At 65.6% G+C, this 21,367-nt stretch carries 18 protein-coding genes; 5 read left to right on the forward strand and 13 right to left on the reverse strand.

All coding sequences use genetic code 11. From position 1 onward, the window contains the following. The first annotated feature begins 234 nt into the window (after positions 1-234). The 3 genes from ACVILL_RS39135 (at position 235) to ACVILL_RS39145 (ending at position 3,912) form a co-directional block, all read left to right on the forward strand. Positions 235-1,605, forward strand: coding sequence for a histidine kinase (locus ACVILL_RS39135; RefSeq protein ID WP_456733899.1), 1,371 nt, complete (start codon positions 235-237; stop codon positions 1,603-1,605). 1 nt (position 1,606) lies between these two features. Continuing rightward, complete coding sequence (locus ACVILL_RS39140) at positions 1,607-2,272, forward strand: response regulator (protein ID WP_456733900.1); 666 nt, start codon at positions 1,607-1,609, stop codon at positions 2,270-2,272. Positions 2,273-2,739: 467 nt separating this feature from the next. Continuing rightward, complete coding sequence (locus ACVILL_RS39145) at positions 2,740-3,912, forward strand: M20 aminoacylase family protein (RefSeq protein WP_456733901.1); 1,173 nt, start codon at positions 2,740-2,742, stop codon at positions 3,910-3,912. 148 nt (positions 3,913-4,060) lie between these two features. On the opposite strand, the gene ACVILL_RS39150 is transcribed toward ACVILL_RS39145, so the two are convergent. After that, the gene (locus tag ACVILL_RS39150) at positions 4,061-4,624 is read right to left on the reverse strand and encodes a cytochrome b (protein ID WP_456733902.1); all 564 of its coding nucleotides are present in this window, start codon (positions 4,622-4,624) and stop codon (positions 4,061-4,063) included. Positions 4,625-4,911: 287 nt separating this feature from the next. On the opposite strand from ACVILL_RS39150, the gene murI reads away from it, so the two are divergent. Then, positions 4,912-5,709: a glutamate racemase gene (murI, locus tag ACVILL_RS39155; RefSeq protein WP_456733903.1), complete on the forward strand. Its 798-nt coding sequence runs from the start codon at positions 4,912-4,914 to the stop codon at positions 5,707-5,709. A 59-nt stretch (positions 5,710-5,768) separates the two neighbouring features. Next, complete coding sequence (locus ACVILL_RS39160) at positions 5,769-6,545, forward strand: HpcH/HpaI aldolase family protein (RefSeq protein ID WP_456733904.1); 777 nt, start codon at positions 5,769-5,771, stop codon at positions 6,543-6,545. A gap of 163 nt (positions 6,546-6,708) precedes the next feature. Here ACVILL_RS39160 and ACVILL_RS39165 read toward each other — a convergent pair whose 3' ends face one another. From ACVILL_RS39165 to ACVILL_RS39220, 12 genes are all read right to left on the reverse strand, one after another. Then, a complete protein-coding gene (locus ACVILL_RS39165; protein WP_456733905.1) occupies positions 6,709-7,650 on the reverse strand; it encodes an HlyD family secretion protein in 942 nt (313 codons plus the stop codon). Further along, positions 7,650-7,892, reverse strand: coding sequence for a DUF3302 domain-containing protein (locus ACVILL_RS39170; RefSeq protein ID WP_456733906.1), 243 nt, complete (start codon positions 7,890-7,892; stop codon positions 7,650-7,652). The genes ACVILL_RS39165 and ACVILL_RS39170 overlap by 1 nt, the downstream gene beginning before the upstream one ends. Beyond that, entirely contained in the window at positions 7,889-8,911 is a 1,023-nt protein-coding gene (locus ACVILL_RS39175) for an HAD family hydrolase (protein WP_456733907.1), read from the reverse strand. The genes ACVILL_RS39170 and ACVILL_RS39175 overlap by 4 nt, the downstream gene beginning before the upstream one ends. A gap of 28 nt (positions 8,912-8,939) precedes the next feature. Beyond that, complete coding sequence (locus ACVILL_RS39180; RefSeq protein WP_456733908.1) at positions 8,940-10,625, reverse strand: arylsulfatase; 1,686 nt, start codon at positions 10,623-10,625, stop codon at positions 8,940-8,942. 73 nt (positions 10,626-10,698) lie between these two features. Next, positions 10,699-12,093: a BatD family protein gene (locus tag ACVILL_RS39185; RefSeq protein WP_456733909.1), complete on the reverse strand. Its 1,395-nt coding sequence runs from the start codon at positions 12,091-12,093 to the stop codon at positions 10,699-10,701. Then, positions 12,090-13,613 carry a VWA domain-containing protein gene (locus tag ACVILL_RS39190; RefSeq protein WP_456733910.1) on the reverse strand — a complete coding sequence of 508 codons (1,524 nt, stop codon included), beginning with the start codon at positions 13,611-13,613 and terminating at the stop codon, positions 12,090-12,092. Before ACVILL_RS39190 ends, ACVILL_RS39185 begins: the two co-directional genes overlap by 4 nt. Next, complete coding sequence (locus ACVILL_RS39195) at positions 13,606-14,604, reverse strand: vWA domain-containing protein (protein ID WP_456733911.1); 999 nt, start codon at positions 14,602-14,604, stop codon at positions 13,606-13,608. Before ACVILL_RS39195 ends, ACVILL_RS39190 begins: the two co-directional genes overlap by 8 nt. Beyond that, positions 14,597-15,088, reverse strand: coding sequence for a DUF4381 domain-containing protein (locus tag ACVILL_RS39200; protein WP_456733912.1), 492 nt, complete (start codon positions 15,086-15,088; stop codon positions 14,597-14,599). The genes ACVILL_RS39195 and ACVILL_RS39200 overlap by 8 nt, the downstream gene beginning before the upstream one ends. After that, positions 15,081-16,067, reverse strand: coding sequence for a DUF58 domain-containing protein (locus tag ACVILL_RS39205; RefSeq protein WP_456733913.1), 987 nt, complete (start codon positions 16,065-16,067; stop codon positions 15,081-15,083). The genes ACVILL_RS39200 and ACVILL_RS39205 overlap by 8 nt, the downstream gene beginning before the upstream one ends. 8 nt (positions 16,068-16,075) lie before the next feature. Continuing rightward, complete coding sequence (locus ACVILL_RS39210) at positions 16,076-17,092, reverse strand: AAA family ATPase (RefSeq protein ID WP_456733914.1); 1,017 nt, start codon at positions 17,090-17,092, stop codon at positions 16,076-16,078. Between the two features lie 19 nt (positions 17,093-17,111). Next, the gene (locus ACVILL_RS39215) at positions 17,112-19,580 is read right to left on the reverse strand and encodes a fused MFS/spermidine synthase (protein WP_456733915.1); all 2,469 of its coding nucleotides are present in this window, start codon (positions 19,578-19,580) and stop codon (positions 17,112-17,114) included. A gap of 147 nt (positions 19,581-19,727) precedes the next feature. Beyond that, a complete protein-coding gene (locus ACVILL_RS39220) occupies positions 19,728-21,356 on the reverse strand; it encodes an arylsulfatase (RefSeq protein WP_456734463.1) in 1,629 nt (542 codons plus the stop codon). Between the last annotated feature and the right edge of the window lie 11 nt (positions 21,357-21,367).

The raw sequence follows: 21,367 nt of genomic DNA on the forward strand, positions 1-21,367 counted from the left end.
GGGCAAATTTCCCGACCTGCTTGGCCGCCCATGCTGGCAATTGGCGGGGAACAGCGCTGCTGTTAGCATCCACTCCCTAGTCTACCTCATGGTGAGGAGCGCGAAGCACGTCTCTGGACGATGCTTCGCGTCGCCAGGCGAACCATGAGGCCCCGTCCGTGGCCTGCATCCTTCGAGATGCCCGCGTCCCGCGGGCTCCTTCAGGATGAGGAGCGATAGCCGTGGAGTGATCGCATGCGCCTCGTACTTCAACTGGTCGCCCGCCTGCTCGTCATCGTCGCGCTGTGCCTCGGCGCGGCCACCGTCTGGGCCACGATCGACGCCTATCGCAGCGTCGATCGCGCTACGGAAGCGTCCGCCGCGCGGGTCTCGCAGTCGCTCGAGGCGCTGTACTGGCGTGAATTGCTGCTGCGCAGCAACCGGATGCGCGAGCAATTGCTGCCGGCGCCGGACTGGCGCACCATCGAGACCATGGGGCTGATCGCGCCCGGGATCTGCGTCCAGTTCGAGCCGGCCGGCGCCTTCGAGAAACCGCTCTGCGGCCAGAGCAAGGGGATCGGCCAGGCGCCGCCGCGCTGGTTCGCGACCGCGGTACAGATGGTGCTCGGCGAGCATGCCACCGTGGAGCGGCCGATCAGCGCCCGCGCGGCGACCGCGGGAACCGTCCGCGCCATCGCCGATCCGGACGCCGCGATCGCGCTCGCCTGGCAGCACATCCTGGACAACATCCATGTCGCGCTGCTGATGGCGCTCGCGATTGCGCTGCTCGCCTCGCTTGCGATCGCGCATACGCTGGCGCCCGCCCACTCGATCGTATCGGCGCTGCGGCGCATGGCCGACGGCGAGTACCGGACACCGCTGCCGCGGATCCGCTCGATGGAGCTCGCGATGATCGGCCGCGCCGTCGGCGATCTCGGCGACCGCCTCGCGCTGGCCGAGGAGGAACGCACGGTGCTGACACGGCGGTTGCTCGAAATCCGCAGCGACGAGCGCCGCGCGCTCGCCCGCGAGCTGCACGACGAGTTCGGCCAGAACCTCACCGCGATCCTCGCCTTCGCCAACACGATCGAGGCGAGCGCCGGCGACAAATACGCCGCCGGCACCGAGATCGCGCAGGACGCGCGGATGATCTCGCAGGCGACGCGCCGCATCATGGCATGCCTGCGCGATACGCTGAATCGGCTGCGCCATCCACCGGCCGAGGAACTCGGGCTGGAGGCAAGCCTGGTCAATCTCGTCGACAGCTGGCGGTCGCGCGCGACCCAGCCGATGATCCAGCTCGATATGCAGGGCGACCTCGCCGATATCAGCGGCACGGTCGCCGCGACCGCCTATCGCGTCGCGCAGGAGTGCCTGACCAATGCGCTGCGCCACAGCGATGCACGCGAAATCGTGCTGCGGATCGAGCGGCGAAGCGGAACCGAGAATGCGCTGCTGGTGCGGGTCGAGGACGATGGCGGCGGCGATGCGGCCAAGGTCGCGCAGTCGGCGGGTTTCGGCCTCACCGGCGTGAGCGAGCGTGTCACGGCGCTCGGCGGTTCGCTGTCGATCGCGCGTGCCAGCCGCGGCCTCTCGGTCGCCGCCACCATCCCGCTCGCCGCCTGAGATGACGACCGCGAAAACCACCGTAACGGCTCGGGGCATCTCGATCCTGCTGGTGGACGACCATCCCGTGGTCCGCCAGGGCTATCGGCGCGTGCTCGAGCATCAGGACGATTTCCACGTGGTGGCCGAGGCCGACAATGCCGCCAATGCCTACCGCGCCTTCAAGTCGCACGAGCCTGACGTGGTCGTGATGGACATCTCGATGCCCGGCGCGAGCGGACTGGAAGCGATCCGCAACATCCGCGCCCGCGATGCCGATGCCCGCATCCTCGTCTTCAGCATGCACAGCGAGGCGGCGCAGGTGAAGGCGGCGTTCAGCGCCGGCGCCTCCGGCTTCGTCACCAAGGGCAGCGAACCGGCCGAGCTGATCGCGGCGATCCGCTCGGTGGCGCGTGGCGAGCACGCGATGAGCGACGACGTCGCGCGGGTGCTCGCTTTGGAGAGCCTGGTGCCGACCAAATCGGCGCTCGACCAGCTCGGCGAGCGGGAGATCGAGATCCTCCGGCAGTTCGCGGCAGGCCACACCAAGGAGCAGATCGCCGCCAACCTCAACCTCAGCACCAAGACCGTGCAGAACTACCACTATTTGATCAAGGCCAAGACCGGGATGCGGACCGACGCCCAACTGGTCCGCCTCGCCGTCGAATGCGGGCTGGCGAATTTGTAGGCCTCGTAGCCCTGATGGAGCGAAGCGTAATCCGGGGGCCGAGCACGAGGAACGATCCCGGATTTCGCTTCGCTCCATCCGGGCTACCGATGCCATTCCTACGTGACAAGTCCGCGGGTTACTGCAAGACCCGGATATCGCTACGCTCATCCGGGCCACCAACCGCCGACTTCGGCCGCTTCCCAAACGCTCGGCCAAAATATCGAAAACAACCCCATGCAAAGGAGCTGGCGGCTGCCGGCGTTCGACCAGGCAACTTGACATGTCGGGCAAATCAGGGATACATTTCTAATATTCCGAATTCGCGCAAGCGCAGCCTCGCCCGAGAACGTCGTGCTCTTGCATGAGCGCGACATCTCGCACGCCGGGCTACCGACGCCCCCGAACGAGGTCGCTTTTACGTGACAAGACGGCGGGTTACGCTAGGCTGACCTGCCTTACCCAATCACAAGAAACGGACGCTCCCTATGCCCATCGTCAATCGCGTTGCCGCCCTCTCGGATGAAATGGCCGCCTGGCGCCATGACTTCCACGAGAATCCCGAACTGCTTTATGAGGTGCACCGCACCGCGGGTATTGTCGCCGAGAAGCTGCGGGAGTTCGGCTGCGACGAGGTGGTGACGGGGATCGGCCGCACCGGCGTGGTCGGCGTGATCCGCGGCCGCAAAAACGGCTCCGGCAAGACCATCGGGCTCCGCGCCGACATGGACGCGCTGCCGATCGCGGAAGCCGCCGACGTGCCCTATGCCTCCAAGGTCCCCGGCAAGATGCACGCCTGCGGCCATGACGGCCACACCGCGATGCTGCTCGGCGCCGCGAAATACCTCGCCGAGACCCGCAATTTCGACGGCACCGCGGTCGTGATCTTCCAGCCCGCCGAGGAAGGCGGTGCCGGCGGCAAGGCGATGGTCGACGACGGGCTGATGACCCGCTGGGGCATCCAGGAGGTCTACGGCCTGCACAACATGCCCGGTCTGCCCGAGGGCTACTTCGCGACCACGCCGGGCCCGATGCTGGCCTCGTCGGACACCTTGAAGATCGTCGTCCATGGCAAGGGCGGCCACGCCGGCGCCGCCCCGCACGAGGCGGTCGACAGCGTCCTGATCGGCGCCCAGATCATCAATGCGCTGCAATCGATCGTATCGCGCAATGTCGACCCGCTGAAATCGGCCGTGATCTCGATCACGATGTTCGAGGCCGGCACCGCGTTCAACGTGATCCCGGAGACCGTGACCCTGGGCGGCACCGTACGCACCCTCGATCCGGGCGTGCGCGACCTGGTCGAGCGCCGGATCGGCGAGGTCGCCTCCAGCATCGCCAAGGCCTATGGCGGCTCTGCCGAGACCGATTATGGGCGCATGTATCCGGTGACGCTGAACCATGCGCGCGAGGCCGGCGTCGCCGCCGAGGTCGCCCGCGACGTGGTCGGCGCCGACCGCGTCAACGACAATCTGGTGCCGGTGATGGGCGCCGAGGATTTTGCGTTCATGCTGGAGGCGCGCCCCGGCGCGTTCGTCTTCCTCGGCATGGGCGACGGCCCGATGTGCCACCACCCCGCCTACAAGTTCAACGACAACATCCTCGGCCACGGCGCTTCCTACTGGGTGCGCCTGGTCGAGAAGCAGATGCCGGCGGGCTGAGCCGGACGGCACACTTCACCTCTCCCTCCGGGAGAGGTCGGCGCGCAGCGCCGGGTGAGGGCTTACGATCTCTCATTAATCCGGCGGCCCCTCACCCGATTTGCTCCGCAAATCGACCTCTCCCCGTCGGGGAGAGGTGCACCGTGTCTCACGTCGCGCCGCCAGCCTCGTCCGCCCCCATCATCCGCGCGGCAACCCGGTCGCGCTTGACGAAATGGTGGAAGGCGACCGCGGCGAGGTGCAGCACGATCAGCGCGAGCAGCACATAGGCGAAGAAGATGTGGCGATGCTCAAAGGCGTCCGCCGCCGCCTTGTCGGGCGAGGTGATCTGGGGCACGTGGAACAGGCCGAAGAAGCTCGAATAGTCCTGGGCGCGGGAGCCGGAATGCGCCCAGCCCAGCATCGCCACCAGGATGGTGACGGCATAGAGCGCGCCGTGGCTGACCCGGGCGGCAATCCGCTGCCAGGACGGCATGTCGGCCGGCAGCGCCGGGGTCGGATTGACGCCGCGCCAGACCAGCCGCAGCACCGTGAGCAGCAGAACCAGATAGCCGATATCGGCGTGGATCGACCGGTAGAAGAACTTGTCGGCCCGCGCCGGGATGTGGTTCATCCACCAGCCATAGGCCAGCATGCCTATGATGGCTGCCCCCAGCACCCAGTGGAATGCACGGGCGAGCGAGCCCCAATTGGCGGCGGTATTGCGGATCATTGTCGATTGGTCCCCTGCGGCCCCAGGTTCGGATTTCGCACGTCGTAGCAATAGTTTGCCGTGATACTTGCAGGTATTCGCCAAGACCATATGAAATTCCCGCCCTCACTGCCTTTTGTCGGCCGCAGAGCGTTTTTAAACCGAAGCGGACACCGGTTCGCGTGAAGAAAACGCGTCAGAACAAGAATCCAGCGCCCCGCTCCGATTCCATCGGAGCGGAAAAGGCGCTAGAGGCCGGATAGCCAAAACAACTGAATGGTAACCCTGGTTCGGATAGATTTTTCACCGTGTCCACTCCCCCGACCATCCTTGTGTTCGATTCCGGCCTCGGCGGCCTCACCGTGCTGCGCGAGATCGTCCGCGCCCGGCCCGACGCCCACTACGTCTATGTCGCCGACGACGCCTTCTTCCCTTACGGCCACCATGGCGAGGACGAGATCATCGCCCGCGTGGTGCCGCTGGTCGGCGAGCTGATCGCCGCCCACGCGCCCGACCTCGTCGTGATCGCCTGCAACACGGCGTCCACCCTGGTCATGTCGCATCTGCGCGAGGCGTACCGCCTGCCCTTCGTCGGCACCGTGCCGGCGATCAAGCCGGCCTGCGCGTCGTCGAAAACCAAGCGCGTCTCGGTGCTCGGCACCCGGGGCACCGTGAAGCGGGAATACACCCGCAAGCTGATCTCGGACTTTGCCCAGGGCTGCGAGGTGACGCTGGTGGGTTCCGGCGAGCTCGCCTCGCTGGCGGAAACCGCCCTCAGCGGCCAGAGGGTGCGCGACGAGGATATCGCGGCCGAGCTCGCGCCCTGTTTCGTCGGCGACGGCGCGGGTGACCCCGCCCGCACCGACACCGTCGTGCTCGCCTGCACGCATTATCCGCTGCTGCTGGAACGGCTGAGGAGGCTCGCGCCCTGGCCGGTCGACTGGATCGATCCGGCGCCGGCGATCGCCCGCCGCGTCGCCGATCTGCTCGGCCCGGCCGGCTCGGAGAGCTATGAGGCCGGCGCCGAGATGATCTTCACCTCGAAGCGTCCGCACGCGCTGACCGAGGCGCTGACGCCGTTCTTCGGCGGCCGCGTCCCGGCCTGATCCTTTTCGCAGTCACACTGCGCTGCTAGTTTTGTCTTTCCTTCGAGGGAGGACCGCCTTTGACCGCAGCCCCGCTGACGCCGCTCAACCGCCTGCGCAAGGCGTGGCGCGACAAGCGCCCGACCTTCGGCGCGATCGCAACCATTCCGAGCATCCAGACCGTGCAGATCATGGCGCAGTCGCTGGACTGGATCATCGTCGACCTCGAGCACGGCCCGATCGATCTCGGCACCGCACATGCGATGATCGTGGCGACCTCAGGAACGCCATGCGTGCCGATGGTGCGGATCGCGGCCAACGAGTCGCACCTTGCCAAGGCGCCGATGGACATCGGCGCACTCGGCATCAATTTTCCGATGATCTGCAACCGCGCCGACGCCGAGAAGGCCGCGCGCAGCGTGCGCTATCCGCCGAGCGGCGACCGGCTTTGGGGGCCCTTCCATGCGCCGTTCCGCTGGGGCGTCTCGATGAACGACTACATGGCGACCGCCGACGACGACATGATCTGCATGATCACGATCGAGCATGTCGATGCCGTGAACCGGATCGACGAGATCATGGCAACGCCGGGCATCGACCTCGCGGTGATCGGTCCCGGCGATCTCGCCACCTCGATCAACAAGCGCGGCCTGCCCGACGACCCCGAAGTGGTCGCGCTGATGCAGCGCGCCGAGGAGGGCATCTTGAAGAGCGGCGTCCCGATCGGTGGCGTCGCGCGTACCGCTGATCAAGCTAATGCGATGATCGACCGCGGCTACCTCGCGCTCGCGCTCGGCTTCGACTGGTCGCTGTTCCAGCGCGGCATCGCCGCCGCGTTCGCCGGGATCAGGCGGTAATGGTCGCAGCTGAAGCCATCGCAGCCGCCGTCGCACGATCCGGGCCAGTCACCCGGACGACCGTAGATCATGATGCGTTTCCACGGAATCGCATCATGATCTCATCTCTTTGTTTGAGCATGATCTTTTCGGAAAACCGGTTTCCACTTTTCCGGATCATGCTCTAGAACGGATTGACGTAGTTCAGGATCGCCACCTGGCGAAGGATCACGCGGCGCACCACGTGGGTCGGCTTTAGACGGTCGGTATAGATCGCAGCCGTGCCAGACGCACCGGCCGGCAGGCGGCGGACGAAATCGGCGTCGTCGAGCCTGACCCGCACAACAAAGGGCACCGCCTCGACGGCCTTCGGCAGCACCGCCGTGCCCGACGTCTGGACCTGCCCGGTTGCCACCGCCTGCAACACGCTTTCGACCTTGCCGGAAAGAATCCGTCCGGGTGCGAATTTGAAGGTGGCCTCGACTTCCTGTCCCGGCGCGACGTAGCGCGCGTCGATCTGGTTGATCTCGACGCCGATGATGGTGTCCGAGGTGTCGATGAACGCCATCACCGGCGACAGCGGCAGGCTCGACACCCGCGCGCCCTTGCGGAGAGCAACGTTGGTGACGTAACCGTCGGCCGGCGCCTTCACGACCGTCTTGTCGAGATTCCACTGTGCCGCCTGGAGCTGGCCCTTGAGCTGGTCGACCTCCGACTGCCGCTGCTCGACATCGAAGGCGCGGCCGGCGTCGCGTTCGTAAAGCGTCGTCATCTGCGACAACCGCGTCGATGCCAGCTTGAGCTGCGCGTTGATGGTCTGGACCTGCGCATCAAACGGCGTCGGATCGATCTTGAAGAGAACGTCGCCAGCCTTCAGCGGCGCATTGGCGAGAACCGGCACTTCGGTGACCTCGCCCGCGACGTCGGGCACGATCGACACCGCGTTGCGCACCACCAGCGCGGAGCCCTGCGGCGCGCCCCAGCCCATCGGGATCAGCAGACCGAACAGCGTCACGAGCAGCACCAGGAACGGCGACGCCTTCCAGAACAGGTTGAACGGCACGACCTTGAAGTGCACCAGCAGGAATAGCAGCACGAGATACGTGTTGATGATCGCAATGGCCATCACGCATCTCCCGTCTTGCGCGGCGCGGGCACGTCGACATAGGCCCAGATCAAGGCCACTGGCCACAGCGCGAAGCCGCAGATCAGGGTGATCCAGCCGGCCACGGTGACGGCCTGCGCGTAGGGATGATTGCGGGACTTCGCGATGTGACCGGGCAGCCAGCCCGCGATGCAGAACACCGCGATCGCGCTCGCCACCAGGATGACGAGCACGATCCACGCGAAGATGTCGTAGCCGCTCATGGCCTCGCCTCCTTCGGCGCACCGGTCGCGGTCAGTGGCGGAAAGACCTCCTTCCAATCCTGCTTCATGTCGACCACGGTCCAGCCGGCGGCGGCCGCGGCGTCGAGCGCCTTGTCGAGCTTGCCGAACTTCGAGTCCCGGTCGTAGGCGTATTCGCGGGCGCTATCGGTGTGGTGCACGATGCCGCCAAAGCGCGCGCCCGATCCCGCGGTGGTCCATTGCAGCATTTGCAGATCGCCATCCGAGTTGCCGAAGGCGAAGATCGGACGGCGGCCGATGAAGCGGTTGATCCCGACCGGCTTGCCGGGGCCGTCATCGATGAACTCGATCTTGGCCTGCTTCATCAGCACCGGCTTGCCGTCGGCGCCGATTTCGAACTTGACCACGCCCGACGAGCCGACCACCTGCTCCGGCGGGATGCCGTAGACACGCTCCATCCACGGCCGCATGAACTCGACGCCGCCACCCGAGACGATGAAGGTCTTGAACCCGTTGGCCCTGAGATAGGCCAGGAGTTCCAGCATCGGCTGGTAGACAAGGCTGTCGTAGGGCCGGTTGAAGCGCGGATGCCTTGCGGTCGCGAGCCAGTCGCGCACCGAACCGGCGAACGCGTCGGTGGTCATGCCGGCATGCGTCGCCGCGACGATCTGCAACAGGCCCTTCTGGCCGGACGCCGCAAGCGCCTTGGTGTCCTGGGCGAGCAGCGCCTTGAACGGCTGCGTCGTTCTCCACTCGGGATGCTTCGGTGCCATCGCCTTGACCTGATCGAACGCGAAGGCGAGTTGGAAGTAGAACGGCTGCTCGGTCCACAGCGTGCCGTCATTGTCGAAGGTCGCGATGCGCTCGGCCGGCGGGACGAAGTCCCGCCCGCCTTGCGTCGTGACGCGCGCGACGAAATCGACAATCGCCTGCTTCGCCGCGCCGTCATTCCAGGATGGCAAGGGATCGGCCGGCTGCGCCAACGCAACGGAGATGGCTGCAAGACATGCAAGCAGCGCGGCACCGATTCTAACCATCATCGCACTTGTCCTCACTCGCTGTTTCGCCTCACTGCGGCTTCATGCGTTCGAGCTCGTTGAGCCGCTTCAGGGCATCTTGTTGCCGCAGCAGCGCATAGTTGATCCCTCCCGCGTTGAGCGAGCTACCGGTCTGATACGGGAATTGATCGAAGTCGCTGAAGAACTCCTTGACCTTTCCCTGGATGGGCACCAGCAGCCAGATATTGCGCGCCAAAAACTCGATGGCGCCACCGCCTTCCTCGAGGCCCTTTTCGTAGGGATCCATGCGCAGGTTCGCGATCAGCGCCCAGGCCGACGTTTCGCGAACCCCGGTTGCGATATTGCCCTTGGTGGTCGCGAAACTGAGCTTCCAGTCGTTCCAGCGGATCGCGTTCAGATTGCCGCCTTGATCGAAATAGTAGATTGCGTCGCGCGGCCCCTGTTTCTCCTCGCCTTTGAAGTAGGGCAGGAAATTGTAGCCATCGAGGTGGACCTTGAAGGTCTTGCCGTTGGCCCCGGCAAAGCCGGTCTTCATCTTTTCCTTGATGTCGGGCACGCCCGCGGCCGCCAAAAGTGTCGGGAACCAGTCCATCAGCGAGATCACGTCGTTGTACTGAGTGCCCGGCTTGATCACGCCGGGCCACCGGACCATCATCGGAATGCGGAAGCCGCCTTCCCATGTCGTCCCTTTTTCGCCGTGGAACATGGTCATGGCGCCATCCGGCCAAAGCGCGATCTCGGCGCCGTTGTCCGTGGTGTAGACGACGATGGTGTTTTCGGTGATGCCGAGATCATCGAGCTGCTTGAGCAACTCGCCGACCATGCCATCGTGCTCGACCATGCCGTCGGCGTGAATGCCCTTGCCGGTCTTGCCGAGAGACGCCGCCTTCAGGTGTGTGAAGACGTGCATGCGGGTCGAGTTGAACCAGACAAAGAACGGCTTATCCGCCTTCGCCTGGCGGCCGATGAAGTCCTTGGCAGCGCCCAGGAACTCCTCGTCAACCGTCGGCATGCGGGCGATGTTCAGAGGACCTGTGTCCTCAATCTTTCCGTCGGCGGTGGATTTGATGACGCCGCGCGGCCCGTATTGCTTCCTGAAAGCCGGATCCTTTGGGTAGAAGTAGCCTTCCGGCTCCTCTTCGGCGTTGAGGTGATAGAGGTTGCCGAAGAACTCGTCGAAGCCGTGCTTGGTCGGCAGATGCTCGTCGCGATCGCCAAGGTGGTTTTTGCCGAACTGGCCGGTGGCATAGCCCTGCGTCTTGAGGGCGTCGGCAATCGTCGGCATCCAGTCCTGGATGCCATGAGGGTCGCCGGGCATGCCGATGGTCAGAAGGCCGGTGCGGAATGGCTCCTGCCCCAGGATGAACGACGCACGTCCCGCCGTGCAGCTCTGTTGGCCGTAAGCGTCGGTGAAGATCGCACCTTCCTGAGCGATGCGGTCGATGTTGGGCGTCCGATATCCCATCATGCCCATGGTGTAGGCGCTGATCTGAGGAACGCCGATGTCGTCGCCGAAGATCACGAGGATGTTCGGCTTGCGGCCATTGGCCGGGGCCGCGGCCGGTGACGTCGCGGGAGCGGCTTTCTGAGCTTGCGCGTGCGCCTGCGACGTCAGCGTTGCCGCCGCCACGAGCGATGATGCGCCGAGCAACAGGGCCCGGCGGCCGATATCCGAATTGTCACCGCATGTGGAACCGGCGACGGCGTCATTCCGCTTGTTCGTCTCACTGCTCATTCGACACTCCTTGCTGCTGTTTCTGACGACTGGGGCTCTTGCGTTCTGCTTGGTCAGTCTCAGTCTTGCTCACTCATCTGGCAGGTCTTCTTCCTCCATAGGCCGAGGCCGTCGAAGCTCCGACCGGGTTCAGATCTCGGTGCAAACGCGGGTCATCGCGACGTCGCGCGCGCCGTTGCAGGTCGCGCCGCGCCGCCGTCACGTGATGCAAAAGCCGGCGCGACGACCAGCGCTGCGGGTCACACTCTCTTGCGAACAGCGCGTTCTCGATCGCGCCGATCTCCCGATCCAGCGCCGGGTCGCGCGCCATGGCCTTGAAGGCGCCGATGCTGTCCGGAGGTGCCGTCGTTTCAAGATGCGGCAACCAGTCAAGCAGCGCGAAATACGTGCTGCTTGCGTCGTCATGACGGGCCGCCCGGCGAAACCTGTCAAAATAGAACGCCTCGGATCGACGATAGGCGTCGCGCCGCCGGCGATGCGAATCCGCGATGGCCTGGAAGATGCTCGGCGCGAGCCAGCCGATCGCGGCGACGCCGGCGGCGCCCAGCGACAGCAGCAGCCAGTGGTCGACGACGAGGTCGACGAGACCGTCCCAACTCCATCGCACCCCCGACCGGCCGGCAGGCGCCGCGCTCCTGGCCGCCGGATTGGCGGCGACCTCGAAGCGCACGGCATCGAGATGAACTCGCTCGAGCTTGCCGCTGCCGACGTTCCACCAGCCGAACTCGATTGCGGGCAGCGCATAGTCGCCGGGACGCTCCAGCATGTAGGTCGCCGAATCGACCCGGGTCGAGGTCATGACGTTGGTGCGCCCGTCCACGCTGTCGTCGAGCCTCGGCTGCGCCGGATAGAGCCTCAAGCCCTGGACGGCGGCAAACGTCTGCGGCGGCAGCAGCATCGCAGGCGTGCCTTCGGCCTTGATGGTCACGGTACGGGTGACGGCATCGCCGGCCTTGAGCTGATCCGACGAGCGCTTGATCGTCTGGTCGACGGTCAGCTTGCTTGCCGACAGGAACGGCTGGAGAGCTGCCGCCGCGTCCGGGACGAAGGCCTCGAATGACTGACCTGGCAGCGCGATCTCCGCCTCCCGCGTGGCGGGCGGCTCGGCAGCGTATTTGATCCTGATCTTCTGATCCGCGACGGCATAGGATCCCGGCTCTTGCGGGTAGACGGCGTATTCGAAGCGCACACCGGCATAGGTGAGGCCGTCATGCTGCTCGCTCTCGTTGATGCTCTGCAACTGACGGGTCACGGCGTTGCGCAGCTGGAAGTCGGGCAGCTCGGGCGGCGCCGTCATGTAGTTCGGCGCCAGCACTTCGATCCGTAACGTTGTCGCCTGTCCGACCACGACGCGAGGCGGATCGATGGTCACCCGCAGGATCGGCTCAGGCGTGTTTTGTTGGGCCGGGGCTGCGCAGGGCGCGAGCAGGCCCATCATCACGGCTACGACGGCGAGCGGACGCCTCATGGCTTCGCCCCCGCCGGCTGCGCCGCATCCTGGATCGCGAATTTCAACCTGAGGAAATCCGCGGGCGTGGTCTGGACCTGGCGCATCCAGGCTTCGGCCGCGCCTGATGTGGTCAGATCCTGCGGGCTGACCTGGATCTTCTTGCCGCCCTTCTGGTTGGGATCGACCCGCGTCTCGTCGGCCTTCATATCCGGCGGCGCGCTGTCGTCCTGCTCCTGCTTCCTTCGCTTCGCTTCCTTCGCTTCAAGCGCCGCCACCACGATGGCGCGGTTGGTCTTCGCGGCCACATCGCCGGGCGCTGCCTTGAGGACTTCGTCGTAGATCGCGATCGCCTTCTCGTAGGCATGGTTCTGCGCCTGCGCATTGCCCAGCGCGAAGCGTCCTGCGAGCGTGTCGACGCGCGCAAACTGCTCGGCGGCGGCGATGAAGTCGAAGGCGCGATAGGCCGCGATGCCGCGCCACATCGGATCAGAGAAAAGCTTGGCCGCAGTCCGGTAATCGCCGCGATCGAAGGCGATCCGTCCCTGCTGGTCCGGCGTCAGCCAGAGGTCGGCAAAGCGGTGCGTCTCTTCCGCCCTCGCCGACGAGACGTGCGACAGGCAGACCAACACGACCACCCATGCCACCGTCGTGCCGCGCCGGAACCAGAGCAGGCTGAGCAGCGCGATCGGCAGCAGCAGCCAATACCCCTCGTCGCGCCATCGTGTGCCGTAGGCGTCGCCCTGGGCGGCCTGATAGCGCGTCTCGATCCGGCGTTCGAGTGCTGCGATGTCGGCGTCGTCGATGCTGACCTGGACGACATCCGAACGCAGCGCAAGCGCTGCGCCCGCACGCTCCGGCGCGACGCTCAACTTCACGAGACCGTTCCGTCCGGCGGCCTGACGGACAGCGCCCTCCTCGTCCGCCGGGTCGTCGGCAACATCGAGGATCGTCCCGGGCACCGTCTCGGTCGCGAGCGCCTCCGCCGCGAGCCTCACGGCCGCCGCCGTGTTCTTGCCGGCCGACGGCATCAGGCCCGGCGCAAGCGCCGCCAGGAAGGGCTCGATCACGGCGCGATCGTCGGTCAGCGGCATCACCAGATGCGCGGTGCCCGCGTAGGCGATCAGTCCGGTTCGCGCGCCGGCGCGTGCGGCGAGCAGATCCCTGATCTTCTGCTTGGCGCGCTCGAGCCGCGTCGGCGCGACGTCGCTTTCGCCCATCGATGCATCGAGGGAGAGCGCGATCATCAGCGGCGCCTTGTCCTCGACGAAAGGCGGCAGTTCACGCCGCCAGGTCGGCCCCGACAGCGCAATGATGCCCAGCGACATCGCGGCAGCGACCAGGTAGAGCGGACTGACGCCGCGTCCCGCGCCCGGCTGCACGATGAGGTGGTTGAGCAGATGCGGCGCGATCACCCCGCCCCATTGCGCCTGCGGGCTCGCCCGCCAGCGCACCCAGGCGAATACGGCCGCCACCGGGATCAGCGCGAGCAGCCAGAGCGGCCGCAGCAGATGGAACGGGACGGCGGCGGCGTCATGCATGACCGAGCGCCCTTCTCCGGCCCAGCCCGCCTTCCAGCGACAGGCCGACCCACAGCAGCAGCGACAGCATGACGGCGGCGCCGAGCGGCCACTGGAACAGCGGCAGCTTCGGCCGCCATGAGATCGAATCGAGCTTGGCCGGCGCGAGACGGTCGATATCCGCGTAGATCGCCTGCAACTGCGCACCGTCCTCGGCGCGGAAGAAATGGCCGCCCGTCGTCTCGGCGACCGACCGCAGCACGCCGAGATCGACGCGGTTCTCCCCGCTCGCATTGGGATCGCCGACGCCGATTGTGTCGATCTTGACGCCGTTCTGTTTTGCGATGTCGGCGGCGTGCTCGGGCGGGACGCGGCTCGCGGTATCGTTGCCGTCGGTGAGCAGGACGAGCAGCTTTTCCCGCGCCTTGCTGGTCTCGAAGGTCTTGATCGCAAGCCCGATGGTGTCGCCGATCGCGGTCTGCTGGCCGGCCATGCCGACCTCGGTCTGCGCCAGCAGCGTCGTCGCGGTCTGCAGATCCTGCGTGAACGGCACCTGCAAATATGGCCTGGTGCCGAACAGCATCAGCGCGACGCGGTCGCCGTGCCGCCGCGCGATGAAATCCGCGATCACGCGCTTGACGCCGTCGAGCCGCGTCAACACCGCCCCGTCGCTGCTGCGGAAATCGCGCTGGTCCATCGAGCCGGAGATGTCGACCGCGAGCATCAGATCCCGCGCGGACACTTCGCGCGTGACGGGATCGCCGACCCATTGCGGGCGCGCCAGCGCCGCGACGATGAGCACCCAGATCACCGCGGCCGTGACCATCTGGATCCACCGCCGCTGCAGAACGACGGCGCCGCGTTGCGGCGTCTGCCCGGTTGCAGCCGCAAGACGGTCGAAGAACGGAACCATCACGGAAGCCTGCCGCGCCCGATACGGCGGCAACAGCCACCACGCCAGGATCGGCAGCGGCAGGATCGCGAGCATCCAGGGCCATGCGAACTCAAACATGGTGCCCCCTGATCCAGCGCCGCACGAGGTCCTGCAACGACTGCAACTCGCCGGCATCTGCGCTCGCCCGCCCATAGGGTGCGCTCGTGAGCAGTCGGCCCGCGCCTTCGGAGAATTCGTGCCCGCCATAGCTGCGGTCGAGGAACGCGAGCCAGGGCGCTCCCGCGAGCGGTGCGATGGTTTCGCGCGGAAAGGCATCGAGCGCAGTCCGCCGCACCAGCAGCGCAAGACCCGCGGCCATTCCGCCCGGAACGGCGCTCGGCTGCTCCAGCAGCCGATCAAGCTCCGCCAGCGCCGCACGCCGGTAGCGGTTGGCGCGGAAGCGATACACCAGGCGCCACGCCGCGACGACGATGCCGGCAGCAACCAGCGCGATCACGATCCGCGAAGTCCATGTCGCGGGAAGCAGACTCACCGGCGCGGGCAGCGGGATATCGATCAGGCCCGCGACGGGATCAGGGATGACGGGTTGCGTCTCAGCCAAGGGCGGCCTCCGTCGTCGCGCGACCGCCACCGCGCCCGTGCCGTGCCGGCATCCCGCCGAGCAGACGCCTGACCTGCGGCACCGTTTCCTCGGCCGCGCTGAGCGGCAGCACCGGGATGCCGAGCTCGTGCGTCCAGGCGAAAACGCCCTGCAGCCGCTCCTGCGATGCCTGCTCGATACTCCTGCGGACATGCTCGCGGCCGACCTCGAGCTGGATCTGCAGCTCTCCGTCGGTGACGGTCATCCGGCTCGAGGCCGGCAAATCGCTTTGCAGGGGATCGTGGACCAGCACGGCAACCACGTTGTTGTGCCGCGCCAGCGCCCCGATCATGCGGCGCGTCGCGGTGTCGGCGCCGTCGAAATCGCTGATGATGATCACCGTGGCGTCATGCATCGTGCGCCGCACGGCATGCTCCAGCGCCCGGTTGAGCATGCCGGACGCCGTGGCGATGCCGCTGTTGACGGCGAGCGCCTGGTTCTGCGCGACGATGGCGGACAATATCTGCAACACGGTCGCGCGACTGCGCCGCGCCGCCAGTTCGACGACGTCGCTGTCGTTGAACACGATCGCGCCGATGCGGTCGCCGACGCCGAGCACGCGCCAGGCGCCGATCGCGGCGGCCTCGGCCGCGGTCACCGACTTCATCGCGCGCCGGCTGCCGAAGAACATCGACAGGCGCTGATCGACGACGAGCAGAGCCTGGCGGTCGCGCTCCTCGTTGAAGATGCGCACATGCGGCTTCTGCAGCCGCGCAGTAACCTTCCAGTCGATCCCGCGAACGTCGTCGCCCGGGCGATAGTCCCTGATCTCCTCGAAGTTCAGCCCGCGGCCGCGCATGCGCGAGGCGAACCGGCCCGACAGCAGGCTGTGCACCGGCTGACGCGGCAGGAACGACACCCTGCGATCCCTGTATTCGAGCGCGATCAGATCGTCGAGATTGACGTAGACACCGGTCGTGTCGGCTGATGTCCCGGTCATCGCGCGCCTCACGCAGCAGCGACAAGCTCGGTGATCTTGTCGATCACCTGGTCGGGACTTATGCCCTGCGATACCGCCTCATAGCTCAGGATCAGCCGGTGCCGCAGGCAGTCATGCACGACGGCTCGCACGTGATCTGGCGTGACGAAGTCCTGCCCGTCGAGCCACGCCCGCGCCCGCGCGCAGCGGTCGATGGCGAGGCTGCCGCGCGGGCTGGCGCCGATCTGGATCCACTTGCTCAGGGGCTCGCCGTAGCGGCCCGGAAACCGCGTCGCATAGATCAGGTCGACGATGTATTTTTCCGCAAGATCGGAGACGAAAACGCCGTCGATCTCGCCGCGCGCGTCGAGGACCGCCTGCTGCGGCACCGCCGGCGGCGCGGCAGCGGCAGCCTCGGGCTTCCGCGCATTCTCGGCGCGGTTGAGCTTGATGATCTCGCCTTCCGTCGCTTCGTCGGGATAGGTGATCACGACATGCATCAGGAAACGGTCGAGCTGCGCCTCGGGCAGCGGATAGGTGCCCTCCTGCTCGATCGGGTTCTCGGTCGCGAGCACCATGAAGAGATCAGGCATCTTGTAGGTCTTGCCGGCAACCGTGACCTGACGTTCCTCCATTGCCTCCAGCAGCGCCGACTGCACCTTGGCCGGTGCGCGGTTGATCTCGTCCGCCAGCACGAGGTTGGCGAAGATCGGTCCCTTCTGGAACTGGAATTGGCCGCCCTTCTCGGTCTGCAGGTAGATCTCCGCACCGGTCACGTCGGACGGCAGCAGGTCAGGCGTGAACTGCACCCGCGACAGGTCCGCGGCGAGATTCTTCGCCAGCGTCTTCACCGCGCGTGTCTTGGCAAGCCCCGGCAGGCTTTCGATCAGGAGATTGCCGTTGGCCAGCAATCCGATCAGCATGCTTTCGACCAGATGGTCCTGCCCGAGCACCGATTTGCCGATGCGCGCCTTGAGGTCGAGCACGGCCTGACGCGCTGACGAACCTGCCGCCGCATCCGGGCTTGACGATCCGGCTTTCAACATACGGCCTGCCTGAGGTGTGTCATGATCCCGACCCTGGGCTGATAAACCAACGATAATAGGGGTTTGTCTTGCTGGCCGGCGTCAGGCGCGCGATGTCGCGTGCGTATTGAGCGCGGTCACGGGCATATACGCTGAGGCCTATCCGATAGAACGTATCGAGCTCGTCTCGCTGGGCCGCGAGCGACGACATGAATTCCTGATTGGCATCCCTGAGCGGGGGATCGCTGCGAAACTGCTGCAGGTGCGCAAACGTGCGGGCGAACTCTCCGGGGCGTAGCCAGCTCGCGTATTCGATGCCGGGCCGGTCGTCTGTCACGGCCGGCGCATCCGCGGCATAGGCCTTCAGACCATTCTGATCGGTGATCCATGTCGCCATCAGCGCTGCGGGTGAACTGACGCCGACCTCGGCGAGCGCCGCCGAGGTCTGGGGTTGGCCAAGTCGCGCCGAAACTCGCGAAGCATTCAGCTCGAGCGGCTGACGAGATCCGATCAGCATGGTCTCGTGCAGCTCCGTGCTCCAGAGCGAGGCATAAGGAAATATATCGATGAAACTGCGGACGAGCGCGCGGGTGTCCTCGTCGTTCTGGGTCGGCAATGGCAGCCACTGCGCGACAAGCCCGTTCTCGTTCAGCCGGGATGCCGCAAGCCGGTAGAAGTCGCTCGAGTAAAGATTGACGACACCGGCTGCCGAGGGCGGCGGCGGCTCGAGCGTGATGAGATCGTAACGCTCATCATTGCTCTGCAATTCCTTGCGCCCGTCGCGCAACCGCTTCTCCAGCCCCGGATCAGTCGCCGCATCGAAGGTGCCCCGGAAATGGGGCGCGGCGCGGATCACGGCCGGCAGCAATTCGCTGACCACGCGCCGTTGCAGGCCCGGAAACTGCGACAGCGCGCCAGCAGTGATGCCGGTGCCATAGCCGATAACCAGCGCCGATTTGGGATCACCATTGTGGATGATCAGCGGCAACAGCGCCTGGAGCCGCATGTATCGCAACGACGGCATCGCGTCGCCGGAATTGGAAACGCCCTGAATGTAAAGGCGGTCGAAACGATGGCTGGAATTCGATGTCTCGATCACCGCCACCGTTCCGGCACCGCTCTCCTCGTAGAAGGCGACGTGACCTGTCCGGGCTGCCGGCAGCAGGCGCACAAGCTGATCGGCAGGGATTGCAAACGCGACGAAAATGCCCGCCGCAGCAACCGCCAGCATTGCCCACCGCGTCCTGCCGGCTGATGCGAAGCGAAGCATGGCCGTGACGCCAATGAGCGCAGAGCCGATCGCAAGCGCTGCCAGTGTACGGACGACGCCAAGGCGGGGTATGAGGACAAACCCGGTGATGAGCGTGCCGGCGATACCGCCGAGCGTATTGACGGCAACGACGGCACCGACATCGCGTCCAATTCTTCCCTCGCCCACGATGAGTCGCAGCGCAGCCGGAAAGGCAGCGCCGAGCAGCACGGTGGGAACGAACACGATGCAGATCGCGGCTACCGCGAACCGCGCGCACATGCCGGCGAGATCGTTCGCCGTGACCTGGTAGACGGCAGTCTCGAGCAGTGTCTGTGCGACGACCAGCCAGTGGCCGAGCAGCGCGATCTCGACCACCGCCACGCATCCTGCGGCCGCGATCAGGATTCCAAAGGCAGCGCCGGCGTCCCTGACGAAATGACTCCAACGGGCGAACAATGCGGCACCAAGCGCAATTCCGGCAAGATAGGTCGCCAGCACAACCGAGAAGGCGAAGCTCCTCGTGCTCATGAACTGAACGATGGCCTGCGACCACACCACCTCATAGCCGAGCGCAATGCCTCCGGCCGCGCCGTAGAGCGCGATTGCCCAGCGCGCGCCAGCGAGGCGCGGCGCGGCTGACACGGCGCCTTCCGCGCTGCTCGATGCACCGGCAGGCCGATCGATGATCACGGCGCCGATCGCGGCGAGGACATTGATCATGGCAGCCGCGAGAGCCGTCCCGCGAATGCCGAAGGCGGGAATGAGAACGAACATGGGCAGGAGTGCCCCGACAATGGCGCCTGCCGTATTGGCGGCATAAAGCCTGCCGCCGGAGCGCCCCACGTCCTGCCGATCCGGCGCCAAGGCACGGACCAGTATCGGCAGCGTGCCGCCCATCATAACGGCCGGCAGGCCAACCAGCGCAAACACCGCCGCCCAGGCCAGAATGCCGCTGGTCTCTTCAAGGCCGGCGAACCAAGGCGCGGCTCGCGCGAGAAGCAATGTCGCCGCAATGCCCGCGACGCCCGTTGCGACCTCGATCAGTGCATAAAGACGCATCGGTCGCTCGCTCTTGTCGGCCCATCGACCGAACGACCATCCGCCGAGTGCGAGACCGCCGAAGAAGCCGCTGACCGCGATCGAAATCGCGTAGACTTCAGCTCCCACGACCAGGGAAAGTTGCTTGATCCAGATGACCTGATAGATCAGCGCGGCGGCGCCGGAAACGAACAGCAGCGCGGCGACGTACCTCGCCATGGAGCGGCGCCCCGCGGTGGAATGCTCCACAACGTCGCTCGCGGCGATCGCTACCGCATTCGATCGTGCGCCCATCATCAACACCTTCCGAAGAAAGTCGAGGGCAGGCCGAAATTCCATCGGCCTGCCCTCCGGCTCGCATGTCCTCTATTCGAGGCCACGCTTCTTGAATGACTCGTCGATCTTCTTGTCGACCTGCCTGCGAACCTGGTCGATGCTGAAGCTCGCCGGGCGTTGGCTCGGAGGATATTCGGCAAACGTCTGGAGGAACCCCGCCGACTCCATGACGCTCTTGGCGATCAGATAGGCGTTTTCCACGCGCCACTGGTCGTAACCGCTGCCCGAGATTTCGGCATGCTCATATGGATCCATGCGCAGGTTGAACATCTTCGGAAGGCGGAGAGGCGTGAACGGATGAGCCCAGACATCAAGCTGCCCTGGCTGCTCCTGCTTCTCGTAGACGAATTTCCAGTCGTCAAAACGCACGGCAACGAGATCACCGTCATCATTGAAGTAGAAAAAGTCGTTTCGTGCGCTCTTGTCCGTCTTACCGGTGATGTAGTCGAGTTGATTGAATCCATCGAGGTGATTGCGGAAGGTGGTCTGGTTGCCCTGCGGCTGCCAGCCATTCAAGAGTCGGTCCTTGACAGTCGTGTCTCCGGCGGCAGCAAGCAGGGTCGGGAACCAGTCGAGACCCGAAACGATGCCGTTGGCTGTCTCTCCGGGCTTCACATGTCCCGGCCAACGAATCATCGCTGGAACGCGGAAGGCACCTTCCCAGTTGGTGTCCTTCTCCGAACGGAACGGTGTCGTTGCCGCGTCCGGCCAAGTGAAGGCATTCGGACCATTGTCGGTGGTAAACACAACGATGGTGTTGTCCGCTATCTTCAGGTCATCAAGCATCTTCAGCAGCTTGCCGACGTTCTGGTCCATCTCCCACATGCCGTCGGCATACTCGTTGCCGGGCATCCCGCTCTTGCCACGATACTCCGGCCGAACATGCGTGAAGATGTGCATGCGGGTGAAGTTCATCCAGGTGAAGAAGGGCTTGTTGGCTCGCGCTTGCCGCTGCATGAAGTCGATCGCAGCGCCTGTCGTTTCGTCGTCGACAGTTTCCATGCGCTTGCGCGTCAGCGGCCCGGTGTCTTCGATCTTGCCGTCGGCAGATGACTTGATTACCCCGCGCGGAGAGTAAGCCTTGACGAAGGCTGGATCGTTCTTCGGAAAATAAGGTCGCTCAGGCTCCTCTTCGGCATTGAGGTGATAGAGATTTCCGAAGAATTCGTCGAAGCCGTGAGCGGTTGGCAAATACTCGTCCCTGTCGCCGAGATGGTTCTTGCCGAACTGTCCGGTCGCATAGCCAAGCGGCTTGAGCGCTTGAGCTATCGTGATGTCGCCCTTCTGGAGCCCCACGGTCGCGCCGGGCATACCGACCTTGCACAGTCCGGTACGCAAGCAGGCTTGCCCAGTGATGAAGGTCGAGCGCCCTGCCGTGCAGCTGTTCTCGGCATAGTAGTCCGTGAAGGTCATCCCTTCATTGGCGATACGGTCGATGTTTGGCGTCTTGTATCCGACCACACCCCGCGTATAGGCGCTGATGTTGGACTGGCCGACGTCGTCGCCGAAGATCACGAGGATGTTCGGCTTTGCCGCACTCGGCTGCTGCGCTGACGCAGGCGATATGGCAAACGGCGCCAGGCTGGTTGCGACCAGCGCAGCGGCGAACAAGTTGCGCAGCAGCGGCCTACGGCCGCTACCGCTCTGTTGGATCGCCATACGGCCCTTCA

The organism is Bradyrhizobium sp. USDA 3364 (assembly GCF_054056355.1).

Bases quoted from the DNA above. Each gene is read 5' to 3' on its own strand.
- ACVILL_RS39135 (WP_456733899.1), top strand. From the start codon at position 235: ATGCGCCTCGTACTTCAACTGGTCGCCCGCCTGCTCGTCATCGTCGCG.
- ACVILL_RS39140 (WP_456733900.1), top strand. From the start codon at position 1,607: ATGACGACCGCGAAAACCACCGTAACGGCTCGGGGCATCTCGATCCTG.
- ACVILL_RS39145 (WP_456733901.1), top strand. From the start codon at position 2,740: ATGCCCATCGTCAATCGCGTTGCCGCCCTCTCGGATGAAATGGCCGCC.
- ACVILL_RS39150 (WP_456733902.1), bottom strand. From the start codon at position 4,624: ATGATCCGCAATACCGCCGCCAATTGGGGCTCGCTCGCCCGTGCATTC.
- ACVILL_RS39165 (WP_456733905.1), bottom strand. From the start codon at position 7,650: ATGGCCATTGCGATCATCAACACGTATCTCGTGCTGCTATTCCTGCTG.
- ACVILL_RS39170 (WP_456733906.1), bottom strand. From the start codon at position 7,892: ATGAGCGGCTACGACATCTTCGCGTGGATCGTGCTCGTCATCCTGGTG.
- ACVILL_RS39175 (WP_456733907.1), bottom strand. From the start codon at position 8,911: ATGATGGTTAGAATCGGTGCCGCGCTGCTTGCATGTCTTGCAGCCATC.
- ACVILL_RS39180 (WP_456733908.1), bottom strand. From the start codon at position 10,625: ATGAGCAGTGAGACGAACAAGCGGAATGACGCCGTCGCCGGTTCCACA.
- ACVILL_RS39185 (WP_456733909.1), bottom strand. From the start codon at position 12,093: ATGAGGCGTCCGCTCGCCGTCGTAGCCGTGATGATGGGCCTGCTCGCG.
- ACVILL_RS39190 (WP_456733910.1), bottom strand. From the start codon at position 13,613: ATGCATGACGCCGCCGCCGTCCCGTTCCATCTGCTGCGGCCGCTCTGG.
- ACVILL_RS39195 (WP_456733911.1), bottom strand. From the start codon at position 14,604: ATGTTTGAGTTCGCATGGCCCTGGATGCTCGCGATCCTGCCGCTGCCG.
- ACVILL_RS39205 (WP_456733913.1), bottom strand. From the start codon at position 16,067: ATGACCGGGACATCAGCCGACACGACCGGTGTCTACGTCAATCTCGAC.
- ACVILL_RS39210 (WP_456733914.1), bottom strand. From the start codon at position 17,092: ATGTTGAAAGCCGGATCGTCAAGCCCGGATGCGGCGGCAGGTTCGTCA.
- ACVILL_RS39215 (WP_456733915.1), bottom strand. From the start codon at position 19,580: ATGGCGAGGTACGTCGCCGCGCTGCTGTTCGTTTCCGGCGCCGCCGCG.
- ACVILL_RS39220 (WP_456734463.1), bottom strand. From the start codon at position 21,356: ATGGCGATCCAACAGAGCGGTAGCGGCCGTAGGCCGCTGCTGCGCAAC.